Source organism: Pseudomonas sp. AC463 (genome assembly GCF_979253585.1).
Genome location: NZ_CEEDDZ010000009.1, coordinates 214,438 through 228,965, shown reverse-complemented (window position 1 = coordinate 228,965; position 14,528 = coordinate 214,438). Strand labels below are relative to the sequence as shown.

The following is a 14,528-nucleotide window of genomic DNA, read 5'->3' as shown; positions in this document are numbered from 1 at the left end:
TGCGGCATTTGATTATGCTGCCCCGAGCACCAGCCGCTGCCTTGCAGCGGCTTTTGTATTTTCTGAAATAACGAAGTGGAGAGCCGCATGGTTCCCGTAATCGCCCTGGTGGGCCGACCTAACGTCGGCAAGTCCACCTTGTTCAACCGCCTGACCAGGACTCGCGACGCCATCGTCGGCGACTTGTCCGGTCTGACCCGTGATCGCCAATACGGTGAGGCAAAGTGGCAAGGGCGCTCCTACATTATCGTCGACACCGGTGGTATCTCCGGTGACGAGCATGGCATGGACGAAAAGATGGCCGAGCAGTCACTGCTCGCTATCGAAGAAGCCGATGTCGTGTTGTTCCTAGTGGACGCCCGCGCGGGCTACACCGCTGCCGACCAGATGATTGGCGAGCACCTGCGCAAGCGCAACAAGCGTTCCTATCTGGTCGCCAACAAGATCGACAACATCGATCCTGAAGCGGCCCGTGCCGAATTCAGCCCGATGGGCCTGGGCGACGCGATCCCGGTTGCCGGTGCTCACGGTCGCGGCATCACCCAGATGCTGGAAATTGCCCTCAGTACCTTTCCCAAGGATGACGACGAGGAAGAAGAGGGCGTTGAGGAGATCGTTGCCGAAGGTGAGGAAGCCAAGCGCATTCCTGGCCCAAGCGAAAAAGACGGTATCAAGATCGCCATCATCGGTCGCCCCAACGTCGGCAAGTCGACCCTGGTCAACCGCATGCTCGGTGAAGACCGCGTAATCGTCTACGACGAACCCGGCACCACCCGCGACAGCATCTACATCCCGTTCGAACGTAACGAGGAAAAGTACACGCTGATCGACACCGCCGGTGTGCGCAAACGCGGCAAGATCCACGAAGAAGTCGAAAAATTCTCCGTGGTGAAAACCCTGCAAGCGATCAAAGACGCCAACGTGGTGATCTTTGTGATGGACGCCCGCGAAGGCGTGGTGGACCACGACCTCAACTTGCTGGGCTTTGCCCTGGAAGCCGGTCGCGCCCTGGTGATCGCGATCAACAAGTGGGACGGCATGACGCCGAGCGAGCGCGATTTCGTCAAGATCGAGCTGCAGCGTCGCCTGTTCTTCGTCGAGTTCGCCGACATCCACTTTATCTCGGCACTGCACGGCACCGGCGTGGGCAACCTCTACGCGTCCGTACAGAACTCGTTCAAGTCTGCGGTCACCCGCTGGCCGACCAACCGCCTCACCCAGATCCTGGAAGACGCGGTGGGCGAGCACGCGCCGCCGATGGTCAACAACCGCCGGATCAAACTGCGTTACGCCCACTTGGGTGGTGCCAACCCGCCGATTATCGTGATCCACGGTAACCAGATCGAGAAGGTGCCCAAGTCCTATGTGCGTTACCTGGAAAACACCTACCGCCGTGTCTTGAAGCTGGTCGGTACGCCGATCCGCATCGAGTTCAAGGGTGGCGAGAACCCATACGAAGGCAACAAGAACACACTGACTGACCGTCAGGTGAACAAGAAGCGTCGTTTGATGACTCACCACAAGAAAGCCGACAAGAAGCGCCGCGACAAGAAATAAGCGCCGCTTTGCGTTGTAAGCTGCACGCTGCAAGAGAGGGCTCCTTGGGAGCCCTTTTTTGTGTGCGATGGTTTGTCGCTTGACCCGCCCGTGGCTTGCAGCTTAAAACTTGGGGCTCACCTGCAGGGGCCTCCGATGATCACCAGCAAGCTGCCGAATGTCGGCACCACCATCTTCACCACCATGTCGCAACTGGCTGCCGAGACCGGCGCGCTCAACCTGTCCCAGGGGTTCCCGGACTTCAACGGCCCCCAGGCGTTGCTCGATGCCGTGGGCAAGCACGTTGCCAGCGGGCATAACCAATATTCACCGATGACCGGCCTGCCTGCCCTGCGCCAGCAAGTGGCGGCCAAGATCGCGCGCAGCTATGGCGCCTCGGTCAATCCTGACAGCGAAGTAACCATCACCCCCGGCGCCACGGCTGCAATCTTCTGCGCGATCCAGGCGGTGATTCGCAGCGGCGATGAAGTCATCGTGTTCGACCCCAGCTACGACAGCTACGAGCCCTCGGTCGAGCTGGCCGGTGGCCGCTGCGTGCATGTGCAATTGAGCCTGCAAGGCTTTGCGCTGGACTTTGAACAGATCAAGGCTGCGCTGTCGCCACGCACGCGGATGATCATCCTCAACACCCCGCACAACCCCACCGGCGCGCTGATCAGCCGCGCCGAGCTGGACCAGTTGGCCGAATTGATCCGTGACCGTGATATCTACCTGGTCAGCGATGAGGTCTACGAACACTTGGTGTTCGACGGCGTGCCTCATGTCAGCGTGCTGGCCCACGAAGAACTGTATCAACGTGCGTTCGTGGTCAGCTCCTTTGGCAAGACCTACCACGTCACCGGCTGGAAAACCGGCTACGTGGTCGCACCACCGGCGCTGACAGCCGAGCTGCGCAAAGTGCACCAATACGTGAACTTCTGCGGCGTAACGCCACTGCAGTTCGCGCTGGCTGATTTTATGGCCGAACACCCGGAACACGTCGATGAACTGCCGGCGTTTTACCAAGCCAAGCGCGACCTGTTCTGCGACCTGCTGGAACCGTCGCGCTTCAGTTTTACCCGAGTGACCGGTACCTACTTCCAGTTGGTGGATTACTCACAGATTCGCCCGGACCTGGATGACGTAGCGATGTCGCTGTGGATGACCCGCGAACATGGCGTGGCGACGATTCCGGTATCGGTGTTCTACCAGAACCCACCGCAGGGCCAGCGCCTGGTGCGCCTGTGCTTTGCCAAACGCGAGGAGACGCTGCAACACGCAGCCCAAAAACTATGCGTGATCTGAGTGCATTGCCGAACCTGAATCTCGCCCTGGTCCAGACCAGCCTCGTGTGGCATGACCGCCAGGCCAATCTCGAGCATTTCGAACTGTTGCTGGAGCAGGCCAAGGGCGCCGACCTGATCGTGCTGCCGGAGATGTTCACCACCGGCTTTTCCATGGAGTCGGCGAGCCTGGCCGAGCCGGAACACGGCCCGACCCATCACTGGCTCCAGGCCCAGGCGGCCAAGTACAACGCGGTGATCACCGGCAGCGTGATCATCCAGGCCGCCGACGGCAGCCATCGCAACCGCCTGCTGTGGGCGAGGCCAGACGGCGAGGTGTTGCATTACGACAAGCGCCACCTGTTCCGCATGGCCGGCGAACACGACCACTACACCCCCGGTGAGCGCCAGGTGCAGTTCGAGTTGAAGGGCTGGCGCATTCGCCCGCTGATTTGCTATGACCTGCGCTTCCCGGTGTGGAGCCGCGATGCCCAGGATACGGACCTGTTGCTGTACACCGCCAACTGGCCGGGCGCGCGGCGCCAGCACTGGAACCGGTTGTTGCCGGCGCGGGCGATCGAGAACCTGTGTTATGTGGCGGCGGTGAATCGCGTGGGTACGGATGGCAAAGGTTTCGCTTACACCGGGGACAGTCAGGTGCTGGATTTCCAGGGTGAAACACTGCTGAGCGCTGGAGAGGCGGATGGGGTGTTTCAGGTGTGCCTGGAGGCGGCGGAGTTGGCGGCGTATCGCAGCAAGTTTCCAGCGAACCTGGATGCAGATAGTTTTCAGTTTGTCTGACAGACCGCTATCGGCGGCAAGCCCCCTCCCACAGGGAAATGCATTCCAAATGTGGGAGGGGGCTTGCCCCCGATGAGGCCCTCACAGCCACCACAAATATAAAGCCCAACAAAAAGGCCCCTGAGTTCTCACCCAGGGGCCTTTCGCATTTCAGCAGCCCGTTACGCCGCTTTCGCTTCCAACTGGCTCAACGAGCGGTTCAGCGCGCTGAACACCGCCTTGAAGCTCGCAGTAGTGATGTTTTCATCAATACCCACACCATGCACCGGACGCTCGCCATTCACGCGCAGTTCAATGTAGGCCGCTGCCTTGGCATTGGTGCCCGCGCCGATCGCGTGTTCGTTGTAGTCCATGATCTCCACCTTGATCGGCAACGCGGCGACCAGGGCTTCCAGCGTGCCGTAGCCCTTGCCGTTCCAGCGCAGGTTGGTTTCGCCCTGGCCTTTGCCCGAGACTTCCACTTCCACGCTGCTGTTGCCGTTTTCTTCCTGCAGGCGATGGCTGACCAGCGCGTACGGGGTGTTGGCTTGCAGGTATTCACGCTGCAGCAAGGCGTAGATCTGCGGCGCGGTCATTTCCAGGCCCACGCGATCGGTTTCGGCTTGTACTACTTGGCTGAACTCGATCTGCATGCGACGCGGCAAGCTGATGTCGTATTCCTGTTCCAGCAGGTAGGCGATACCGCCTTTGCCGGACTGGCTGTTCACGCGAATCACTGCCTCGTAGCTGCGGCCGATGTCGGCCGGGTCGATCGGCAAGTACGGCACTTCCCACAGGGCGTCGGCTTTCTGCTGGGTGAAGCCCTTGCGGATCGCGTCCTGGTGGGAGCCGGAGAACGCGGTGTGCACCAGGTCGCCGACGTACGGGTGGCGTGGGTGCACCTGGATCTGGTTGCACTCCTCGACGACTTTGCGCACGCCGTCGATGTCGGAGAAGTCCAGCTGCGGGTCGAGGCCCTGGGTGTACATGTTCAGTGCCACAGTCACCAGGTCGACGTTACCGGTACGCTCGCCGTTGCCGAACAGGCAGCCTTCGACACGGTCGGCGCCGGCCATCAGGCCCAGCTCGGTGGCGGCTACGCCGGTGCCACGGTCGTTGTGGGTGTGCAGGCTGATGATCACGCTGTCACGGCGGTTGATATGACGACCGAACCACTCGATCTGGTCGGCATAGATGTTCGGCGTCGCGCATTCAACGGTGGCCGGCAGGTTGAGGATCATCTTGTGCTCAGGCGTCGGGTTCCACACCTCGATCACCGCGTCACAGACTTCCTTGGCGAACTCCAGCTCGGTCGCGCTGAAGGTCTCCGGGGAGTATTCGAAGGTCCACTGGGTTTCCGGCTGCTGGGCGGCGTATTTGACGAACAGCTTGGCCGCGTTGACCGCGATGGCCTTGATGCCATCCTTGTCCTGGTTGAACACGATGCGGCGGAACGACGGCGACGTGGCGTTGTACAAGTGCACGATGGCCTTTTTGGCGCCGCGCAGGGATTCGAAGGTCCGTGCGATCAAGTCTTCACGGCCCTGGGTCAGCACCTGGATGGTGGTGTCCTCGGGGATGTGGTTGTCTTCGATCAGGGTGCGCACGAAGTCGAAGTCGGTTTGCGACGCAGCTGGGAACGACGCTTCGATTTCCTTCACGCCTACCGACACCAGGGTCTTCCAGAAACGCAGCTTTTTCGCGGCGTCCATCGGCTCGATCAGCGACTGGTTGCCATCACGCAGGTCGGAACTGCACCAGATCGGCGCTTCGGTGATGGTCTTCGACGGCCAGGTGCGGTCCGGGATGTCGATGGTCGGGAACGCGCGGTACTTCGAAGACGGGTCTTTGAGCATGCTCATCGGGAAATCCTTTGTAGTAGGGGCCGAAAAAAGGCGGCCTGCCGTGAAACTGTTTTTGGGGGAAAAAGCGTGGGGCGAGGCAGATCGATTCAGCCTGGCAGTCGTGCGCTGACGAGGCACAGGCTGCGGTGCTGGCGGAGCTGAATGAGGGTATGAGAGGTTTTCATAAGCTCAACCCTAACCGCCGGGGTGAAAGATGGCAAGTAGTCGAGAAAAATTGAGAGAAGTTTTGCTATTTCAGCTGAGGGCGAGATTTTGTGGCGATGATTGCGCCGAGCGCTGGTTTTAATTGCGCACCCTTTGTTGGGTGCGCAATTCACTCATTCAGGGTTGGAACGCGCCGATAAAGATGGCCGGGTCCACTCGCGCATCGTTGAGGCTGACATTCCAGTGCATATGCGGCCCGGTCGCGCGGCCGGTCGAGCCGACCTTGCCGACGACGGCGCCGCGCACCAGTTGCTGGCCGACTTTCACGTCGATCACCGACATATGGCAGAACATGCTGATAAAGCCCTGGCCATGGTCGACAAACACGGTGTTGCCGTTGAAGAAGTAGTTGCCCACCAGAATCACCTTGCCGTTGGCTGGGGTCTTGATCGGCGTGCCGGCCGGTACGGCGAAGTCCAGGCCCGAGTGGGGGTTGCGCTCTTCGCCGTTGAAGAAACGGCGCACGCCGAACTTGCTCGACAGCGGCCCGTTCACGGGTTTGTCCAGCACCAGGTTGCTCGGCAGGTTGGGGCTGAAGCTGCGGTAGGCCTTGAGCTGCACCGCCAGTTCACCTTCGATGCGCTTGAGCTGCGCCGGGTCGGGGTTGACCTGGCTTTTGTTTTTCAAGGTGATGCGCTGTTCCGGGTATTTCTTGTAGCCGACGATAAACGGCAGGGTGCGCCCGCCGCTGCTGATGCGCTCGTTGCCTGGCTTGACGGTCAAGGGGATGCCGACAATCGCCAGCCAGTTGTCCTGCTCCTTCACCACCAGCACCGGCTTGCCCTGGTAGGTGGCTTTGGGCGCGGCGGCCGCGGGGCCCAGTTCGACCACGGCGACGCCGCCGGGCACGGGTTTATTCAAGGTGCGGGTGATGTAGCTGTCGGCTTGGGCGTTGAAGGCGAGGCACAGCAGCATCAGCAGGCTAAATAGACGTGGCATCGATCAATCCAGTAACGAAAGGGTGACGGGTGTCAGGTGGTTGTCTTCCACCCGCACTTGCAATTGGCCTTCACCGAGACGCGCGGTCAGGCGCTGGCCGGTGTGGGTTTGCGCGGCGTTGCGGATGGCCTGGCCGCGCTCGTCGAGCAAGATGCTGTAGCCACGGCCGAGGGTTGCCAGCGGGCTGACCACCTGCAACGTCTGCACCTGGCTCTGCAGTTGCAGGCGACGCGCCTTGAGGCCTTCGCGCATGGCGCGGGGCAGGCGTTCGGCGAGGCTGTCCAGGCGCTGGCGCAGCAGGGCCAGTTGGCGGCCGGGGTGCTGGCCGGCCAGGCGGGTTTCGAGGCGGATCAGGCGTTCGCGACGGGTATTGAGGCTGCGCTCGAAGGCGCGGCGCAGGCGCATGTCCAGGTCATCCAGGCGCTGGGCCTGCTGGCGCAGACGCTCGCCGGGGTGGCGCAGGCGCCGGGCCATGCCCTCCAGGCGCAGGCGGTCGTGGCTCAGGCGGTTGCGCATGAGCATTACCAGGCGCCGGTGCAGGTTCTCGACCTGGCGCACCAGGTGGCTGGCGTCCGGCGCCAGCAGTTCAGCGGCGGCGGAGGGGGTAGGGGCGCGCACATCGGCCACAAAGTCGCAGATGGACACATCGGTTTCATGCCCGACGGCGCTGACGATCGGCGTAACGCAGGCATCCACTGCGCGGGCCACGGCTTCTTCGTTGAAGCACCAGAGGTCTTCCAGCGAACCGCCGCCTCGGGCCAGGATCAGCGCATCGAAGCCGCGTGCGTCGGCCAGTTTCAGCGCGCGCACAATCTGCGGGATCGCTTCGCGGCCTTGCACGGCGGTGGGAATCAAGGTCAGTTCAACGTTCGGCGCACGGCGGCGGAACACGCTGATGATGTCGCGAATCACCGCGCCGGTCGGCGAGCTGATAATCCCGATGCGCCGGGGATGCGCCGGCAGCGGCACCTTGCGCTCGGCACTGAACAGGCCTTCAGCGCTGAGCTTTTCCTTCAGCGCATCAAACGCCAAACGCAGCGCGCCATCGCCGGCAGGCTCCACTGTGTCGAGGATCAGTTGATAGTCGCCACGGCCCTCAAACAACGAGACCTTGCCGCGCACTTTGACCGCCAGCCCATCCTTCAAGGCCTGGCGCACCCGCGCGGCGTTGTTGCGAAACAACGCGCAGCGCACTTGGGCGCCGCTGTCCTTGAGGGTGAAGTACACATGGCCGGAGGCCGGGCGGGCGAGGTTGGAGATCTCGCCTTCAACCCAGATATTGGTGAACACGTCTTCCAGCAACACCCGCGCGCGGCCGTTGAGTTGGCTGACAGTCAGGACTTCGCGGTCCAGGCCCAGGCGGGCAAAAGGGTCTTTAATCATGGGCGGCAGTTTATAGGCATTCGCGCAAGGTTTGGCAGAATTGCTCCACCAGCGCGCTCGGCGCCTGAGCGCAGGCCAGGGCCACGGTGCTCAGGCAGTCGGGGTCGGCCAGGGGCAAAAAGTGCACGTTGGCGGGGGCGATGTCCTGCATGGATTTTGGTAACAAGGCAATACCGAAGCCGGCCTGGATCAGTTGCAGTTGGGTGGTCTTGCGCGACATCACCCGTGCAGCCTTGGGGAAAAATCCTGCGCGCATGCACAATTCGGCTGACAGGTAACTCAGGCCGCCGCGCTGCGGATGCGGGATCGAGATAAACGCCTCATCAGCGAGTTGCGCCAATTCGACAGGTGCGTCGCTATGCGCCAAACGGTGATTGGGGGGTACGGCCAGCAGTACTTGTTCTTCATATAAAGGAACCACGCATACGCCTTCGCGCTGGCGCAACACGGGCAAGCGCAGCAGGCCGACGTCCAGCCGGCCCTCGGCGATTTCCTCCAGTTGCGCTTCGGAGGACAGTTTGGCGATGTCCATCGACACGCCGGGGCAGCGCTGCAGCCAGGTGCCGATGCCTTGCAATAAAAGGCCGCTCATCGGCACGGTGCTCGAATGGCTCAGGCGCAGGGTGCCGAGTTGGCCGTTGCCCACTTGAGTCGCCATTTCACTGGCCTTAAGCAGTTCGCTCAGCAGGTTGCGCGCCCGCGGGTAGAAGGCTTCACCGGCAGCGGTCAAACGTGGCTGGCGCGCGGTGCGCTGGAACAGCGGCGTTTGCAGCTGGGTTTCCAGCTCCTTGATCTGCCGACTCAGGGCGGACTGGGCGACAAACAAACGCTCGGCGGCGGCGCTGAAACTGCCGCTGTCGGCGATTTCAACGAAATAACGCAGTTGGCGGGTGGAGATCACACGTCATGCCTTTTCGAGATGGGTGGAGGGCTTTGAAGATATTAGTCGCAACCCTCGCCAATGGCTAAAGTGATGGTCATCTCTTACAAGGAATAACCCATGAGCCCGGTTGAGCTGATGAATCAATGGTCGTTTGGCGCGGTGGATTGGCTGGTGATCGGCGTGGGTGTGGTGATTGCCTACATCGTGTTCGGCATCGCCGGATTTGGTACCGCGCTGGTGGCGGGGCCGGTCCTGATCCTGTTTATGCCGCTGTCGAAAATCATCCCGTTGCTGGTGCTGCTGGATTTTGTCGCGGCGTTTGGCAACCTGCTGCAATCGCGGCGCGAGGTGAACAAACCGGAGCTGCTGCGACTGCTGCCCTGCATGGCGATTGGCTGCACGCTGGGCGTGGTGTTCTTGCTCAACCTGCATTCGGACCTGTTGTTACTGTTGATGGGGCTGTTCATCAGCGCCTACGCGATTTACAGCCTGGCGGTGAAAGTACGTCCCACGCGGCTCGCCACGGGGTGGTCGGTGCCCATGGGCACGGTGGGCGGGTTGTTTGGGGCGTTGTTCGGCAGTGGCGGTTTTTTGTACGCGATTTACCTCAACAGTCGTTTGCCCAAGGATGCGGCGCGCGCCACGCAGAGCGCGTTGATCAGTTGCAGCACGGTGGTGCGCCTGAGCCTGTTTCTGATCGCTGGGGTGTATGCGGATTGGCCGCTGTTGATGTTGGCGCTGTGTTTGCTGCCGGCGATGGCGTTGGGGTTGTGGTGTGGGCGCAGGCTGACCATGCGCATGTCGCGGGAGGCGTTTGTACGGTTGGTGACGTGGTTGGTGCTGGCCAGCGGGCTTGCGTTGATTGGGCGGTATTTGAGTACTTGACCTGTGTGGAGCAGGGATTAAGCTGCCAGGCTTTAGGGCCCCATCGGAGGCAAGCCCCCTCCCACATTTGGAATTGTGAACACATTCACTGGTGGGAGGGGGTTTGCCCCCGATGGCGTCAGCAGCCACACCGCAGGACTCCCATGAATTCCCAAAGCATCCTTGTCCCCAAAATCTCCACCTTGCCCGTCCACGAACCCCGAGCCCGGGCAATCGTGCGCTGGCTGGTGCGCAAGAACATCATCAAGGAAGAGCTGACCACCTGCGGGCGCACCGGCAACCGCATGGGCTACGCCCTGGCCGATGGCGCCCGCGCCGTGGTGCTGCATCCCGAGGCGCTGCCGTTCAACGAGCCGGTCAACGGCCTGGAGATCATCTACAAACGCTGCATCTATACGCCGGCCAAGGGCTTTCTCGAAGAGGCCGGTTGCCCGGAATGCCGCAAGGAGGTCGGCGAGGCCCTGTTCGAAAGCCTGGAAGACTGGATGCCCGGCCATACCGACAACTTCACCTGCCCGCTGTGTGGGCACGAAGACGACATCAACGGTTTCCTTTTCCTGCAGCAATGTGGGTTTTCCAACCTGGGATTCATCTTCAACAACTGGGCGGAGGCGGGGTTCAAGCAGAGTTTTATCGACGAATTTGCCGATTGGCTGGACCAGAAGATGAGTTGGGTCAAAGTCGAGCTTTAACCCTTCTATCAGTATTACCAAGTTTGTCAGAGTTTTACATTGAGCCCGACAGGGTGCATGTATATAATGGCGCGCTTCCATTTTCCCGCTCGGGAGCCCCCGCGATGCTGCGTATCAGCCAAGAAGCTCTGACATTCGACGACATTCTCCTAGTGCCCGGTTATTCCGAGGTGCTTCCTAACGAAGTCAGTCTCAAGACCCGCCTAACCCGTGGCATCGAGCTGAATATTCCCCTTGTTTCTGCTGCCATGGACACCGTCACCGAAGCCCGTTTGGCAATTGCCATGGCTCAGGAAGGCGGCATCGGCATCATCCACAAGAACATGACCATCGAGCAGCAAGCTGCCGAAGTGCGCAAGGTCAAGCGTTACGAAGCCGGTGTGGTGAAAGATCCAATCACCATCGAAGCCGACGCCACCGTGCGTGATCTGTTCGACCTCACTCGCATGCACAACATCTCCGGCGTTCCGGTGCTGCACGATGGCGACCTGGTCGGCATCGTCACTTCCCGTGACGTGCGTTTCGAGAACCGCCTTGAAGTGACCGTCCGCGACGTGATGACGCCCAAAGAGCGCCTCGTTACCGTCAAGGAAGGCGCCGACAAGAACGACGTGCGCGAACTGCTGCACAAGCACCGCATCGAGCGCGTGCTGATCGTCGACGACAAATTCGCCCTCAAAGGCATGATGACCGTCAACGACATCGAAAAAGCCAAGGCTTACCCGCTGGCCAGCAAGGACGACCAAGGTCGTCTGCGCGTTGGCGCTGCCGTCGGTACCGGTAAAGACACCGGCGACCGCGTTGCCGCCCTGGTTGCAGCCGGTGTGGACGTGGTAGTGGTCGACACCGCCCACGGCCACTCCAAAGGCGTGATCGACCGCGTGCGTTGGGTCAAGCAGAACTTCCCTGATGTACAAGTGATCGGCGGCAACATCGCCACCGGCGCTGCCGCCAAGGCCCTGGCCGAAGCCGGCGCCGATGCAGTCAAGGTCGGTATCGGCCCTGGCTCGATCTGCACCACGCGCATCGTCGCCGGTGTGGGCGTGCCGCAAATCAGCGCCATCGCCAACGTTGCCGCTGCCCTCGAAGGCACTGGCGTTCCGTTGATCGCCGACGGCGGCATCCGTTTCTCCGGTGACCTGTCCAAGGCCATCGTAGCCGGTGCTTCCTGCGTGATGATGGGCTCGATGTTCGCCGGTACTGAAGAAGCGCCGGGCGAGATCGAACTGTTCCAGGGCCGTTCGTACAAGGCTTACCGTGGCATGGGTTCGCTGGGCGCCATGTCCCAGGCGCAGGGTTCTTCCGACCGCTACTTCCAGGACTCCTCGGCAGGCGCCGAGAAGCTCGTCCCGGAAGGCATCGAAGGCCGTGTTCCTTACAAGGGCACCCTGAGCGCGATCATCCATCAACTGATGGGCGGCCTGCGTTCCTCGATGGGCTACACCGGCAGCGCCGACATCGAAGAAATGCGCACCAAGCCTGAGTTCGTACGGATCACCGGCGCCGGCATGGCTGAATCCCATGTCCACGACGTGCAGATCACCAAGGAAGCGCCAAACTACCGCGTAGGTTGAGGCTTCCAGCAAAATGTTAAGTAACCGGGGCTGTTCTTCAGCCCCGAGTTGTTTCTGATTCATTAGACGAGACTGACTTCATGGCCCTCGACATTCACGCCCACCGCATCCTGATCCTCGACTTCGGTTCCCAGTACACCCAACTGATCGCCCGCCGCGTGCGTGAAATCGGCGTGTACTGCGAACTGCATCCGTTCGACATGGACGACGAAGCGATCCGCGATTTCGCACCTAAAGGCGTCATCCTCGCCGGTGGCCCCGAGTCCGTGCACGAAGCCAACAGCCCGCGTTGCCCGCAAGCCGTGTTCGACCTGGGCGTACCTGTTTTCGGTATCTGCTACGGCATGCAAACCATGGCCGAGCAACTGGGCGGCAAGGTTGAAGGTTCCGAACTGCGTGAATTCGGTTATGCCCGTGTGGACGTGGTCGGCAAGAGCCGCCTGCTGGACGGCATCGAAGACCACGTCGACGCCGATGGCCTGTTCGGCCTCGACGTGTGGATGAGCCACGGTGACAAGGTCACCAAGATGCCGGAAGACTTCCACATCCTGGCCAGCACCCCGAGCTGCCCGATCGCCGGCATGTTCAGCGACGAGCGTCGTTACTACGGCGTGCAGTTCCACCCGGAAGTGACCCACACCAAGCAAGGCGGGCGCATCCTGTCGCGCTTCATCCTCGACATCTGCGAGTGTGAAGCCCTGTGGACCCCGTCGAAAATTGCTGAAGACGCCATCGCCAACGTGCGTGCCCAGGTCGGTACCGACAACGTACTGCTCGGCCTGTCCGGCGGCGTTGACTCCTCGGTGGTTGCTGCGCTGTTGCACAAAGCCATCGGCGACCAGCTGACCTGCGTATTCGTCGACAACGGCCTGCTGCGCCTGCACGAAGGTGAGCAAGTGATGGCCATGTTCGCCGAGAACATGGGCGTCAAGGTGATCCGCGCCAACGCCGAGGACCAGTTCCTCAACAACCTGGCCGGCGAGTCCGACCCAGAGAAGAAACGCAAGATCATCGGCCGCACCTTCATCGACGTCTTCGATGCCCAGTCCAACAAACTGGACAACATCAAGTACCTCGCCCAGGGCACCATCTACCCCGACGTGATCGAGTCGGCCGGCGCCAAAAGCGGCAAGGCCCACGTGATCAAGTCCCACCACAACGTGGGTGGCCTGCCTGAGGAAATGAACCTCAAGCTGGTAGAACCGCTGCGCGAACTGTTCAAGGACGAAGTCCGCCGTCTGGGCCTGGAACTCGGCCTGCCGTACGACATGGTCTACCGCCACCCATTCCCGGGCCCGGGCCTGGGCGTGCGCATCCTCGGTGAAGTGAAGAAGGAATACGCCGACCTGCTGCGTCGCGCCGACCACATCTTCATCGAAGAACTGCGCAAAGCCGACTGGTACCACAAGGTCAGCCAGGCCTTCGTAGTGTTCCAGCCAGTGAAATCCGTTGGCGTTGTAGGCGATGGCCGTCGCTACGCGTGGGTCGTGGCCCTGCGTGCCGTAGAAACCATCGACTTCATGACCGCCCGCTGGGCACACCTGCCATACGAACTGCTGGAAACCGTCAGCGGCCGTATCATCAATGAGATCGAAGGTATTTCGCGCGTTACTTATGACGTGTCGAGCAAGCCGCCGGCGACGATTGAGTGGGAGTGATCCCTTCTAAGGGTTAACCGCTAAGGCACAAAAAAGCCGCTTGTCTGTTGAAGACAAGCGGCTTTTTTATGCGCGTTGTCAGGCGCGGGTCTACAGGTATTTCACCTGCAACGTAGCGTGGCCATCGATGGGCACTTCTTCGGTCAGAGTCAGCGTTTTAGCGGGGGCGATGTAGGTGTAATACACCACGACAGCATCCAGCGTGGTGATGGCGGCGGGCACGTTGCTTGGGTTGTTCGCGCCGGTCACGGCGAGCAATGCCGCATGGGTCAAGTTGCTGCCGGAGCGCCAGGTGGCGCCGTTGTTGGTGGACATGATGGTTCGCATCTGCCCGGAGTCGCTGACCGGGTCCACCAGGCTCAAGGCGAGGTAGCCGAGTTTTTCCGTGCCGTTGATCAGGCCCAGGCCGTGGAGGCTGGGCACCGTTGAGGAGCCTGCTCGATTATCGACGGTGGTCATGGCCAGCAGCGTGGCGCCTTCGCAGTGGAGGCTCAATTGCAGGCGGTGCTCGGGCAGGATCGTGATGTCTTCAACGTTCAGGTCCTTGGCCGCCAATTTACCGTGATCGATGGCCCCGCCGTTGGTGAGGCTGGGCTGGCAGGCGCTCGGGGTGATGCGGCCACGGATGTTCAGGTCGGTGGCAGAGGCTGCGGACGCAAGGGCGCTCTCGCTCAGCAGCAGGGCCGCGAGGAGTGGGGGGAGTAGTTTTTTCATGGTCGGCTCGGTATCGGCAAAGGGTCGATGATGCCCCTCTTGGTGGGGCAGAACCTTAGCGCCAAGTACCGGCCAGCGGAATGCAACAATTACGACAATGGCCGCGGCGTCAGTCAACCTATGTAACAACTG

General features: G+C 61.3%; 12 protein-coding genes. 7 read left to right on the top strand and 5 right to left on the bottom strand.

What is annotated here, in order from left to right; translation table 11 throughout:
* The first annotated feature begins 87 nt into the window (after positions 1 to 87).
* The 3 genes from der to AC0IYH_RS13865 all read left to right on the top strand — a co-directional run bounded on the left by der (position 88) and on the right by AC0IYH_RS13865 (position 3,620).
* Positions 88 to 1,557: a ribosome biogenesis GTPase Der gene (gene der / locus AC0IYH_RS13875; protein WP_110621591.1), complete on the top strand. Its 1,470-nt coding sequence runs from the start codon at positions 88 to 90 to the stop codon at positions 1,555 to 1,557.
* Positions 1,558 to 1,692: 135 nt separating this feature from the next.
* Positions 1,693 to 2,841, top strand: a complete 1,149-nt coding sequence (locus tag AC0IYH_RS13870; protein WP_471834789.1) for a pyridoxal phosphate-dependent aminotransferase — start codon at positions 1,693 to 1,695, stop codon at positions 2,839 to 2,841.
* Positions 2,829 to 3,620, top strand: coding sequence for an amidohydrolase (locus AC0IYH_RS13865; RefSeq protein ID WP_471834787.1), 792 nt, complete (start codon positions 2,829 to 2,831; stop codon positions 3,618 to 3,620). Before AC0IYH_RS13870 ends, AC0IYH_RS13865 begins: the two co-directional genes overlap by 13 nt.
* Positions 3,621 to 3,781: 161 nt before the next feature.
* Here the strand turns inward: AC0IYH_RS13865 and leuA are convergent, their stop codons facing one another.
* From leuA to AC0IYH_RS13845, 4 genes are all read right to left on the bottom strand, one after another.
* Complete coding sequence (leuA, locus tag AC0IYH_RS13860) at positions 3,782 to 5,461, bottom strand: 2-isopropylmalate synthase (protein WP_116628756.1); 1,680 nt, start codon at positions 5,459 to 5,461, stop codon at positions 3,782 to 3,784.
* Between the two features lie 324 nt (positions 5,462 to 5,785).
* Positions 5,786 to 6,607: a peptidoglycan DD-metalloendopeptidase family protein gene (locus tag AC0IYH_RS13855; RefSeq protein WP_471834785.1), complete on the bottom strand. Its 822-nt coding sequence runs from the start codon at positions 6,605 to 6,607 to the stop codon at positions 5,786 to 5,788.
* Positions 6,608 to 6,610: 3 nt separating this feature from the next.
* Positions 6,611 to 7,990 carry an exodeoxyribonuclease VII large subunit gene (xseA, locus tag AC0IYH_RS13850; RefSeq protein WP_058422672.1) on the bottom strand — a complete coding sequence of 460 codons (1,380 nt, stop codon included), beginning with the start codon at positions 7,988 to 7,990 and terminating at the stop codon, positions 6,611 to 6,613.
* A gap of 10 nt (positions 7,991 to 8,000) precedes the next feature.
* Positions 8,001 to 8,891: a LysR family transcriptional regulator gene (locus tag AC0IYH_RS13845; protein ID WP_471834784.1), complete on the bottom strand. Its 891-nt coding sequence runs from the start codon at positions 8,889 to 8,891 to the stop codon at positions 8,001 to 8,003.
* A 99-nt stretch (positions 8,892 to 8,990) separates the two neighbouring features.
* Here AC0IYH_RS13845 and AC0IYH_RS13840 point away from each other — a divergent pair, with 99 nt between their 5' ends.
* The 4 genes from AC0IYH_RS13840 (at position 8,991) to guaA (ending at position 13,682) form a co-directional block, all read left to right on the top strand.
* Positions 8,991 to 9,758, top strand: a complete 768-nt coding sequence (locus AC0IYH_RS13840; RefSeq protein WP_471834782.1) for a sulfite exporter TauE/SafE family protein — start codon at positions 8,991 to 8,993, stop codon at positions 9,756 to 9,758.
* A gap of 143 nt (positions 9,759 to 9,901) precedes the next feature.
* Positions 9,902 to 10,450: a sugar ABC transporter ATPase gene (locus AC0IYH_RS13835; RefSeq protein ID WP_122772593.1), complete on the top strand. Its 549-nt coding sequence runs from the start codon at positions 9,902 to 9,904 to the stop codon at positions 10,448 to 10,450.
* Between the two features lie 104 nt (positions 10,451 to 10,554).
* Entirely contained in the window at positions 10,555 to 12,024 is a 1,470-nt protein-coding gene (guaB, locus tag AC0IYH_RS13830) for an IMP dehydrogenase (RefSeq protein ID WP_116628751.1), read from the top strand.
* Positions 12,025 to 12,104: 80 nt separating this feature from the next.
* The gene (gene guaA / locus AC0IYH_RS13825; protein WP_471834780.1) at positions 12,105 to 13,682 is read left to right on the top strand and encodes a glutamine-hydrolyzing GMP synthase; all 1,578 of its coding nucleotides are present in this window, start codon (positions 12,105 to 12,107) and stop codon (positions 13,680 to 13,682) included.
* Positions 13,683 to 13,772: 90 nt separating this feature from the next.
* On the opposite strand, the gene AC0IYH_RS13820 is transcribed toward guaA, so the two are convergent.
* Positions 13,773 to 14,396, bottom strand: coding sequence for a DUF1120 domain-containing protein (locus tag AC0IYH_RS13820; protein WP_116628748.1), 624 nt, complete (start codon positions 14,394 to 14,396; stop codon positions 13,773 to 13,775).
* Positions 14,397 to 14,528: the final 132 nt, after the last annotated feature.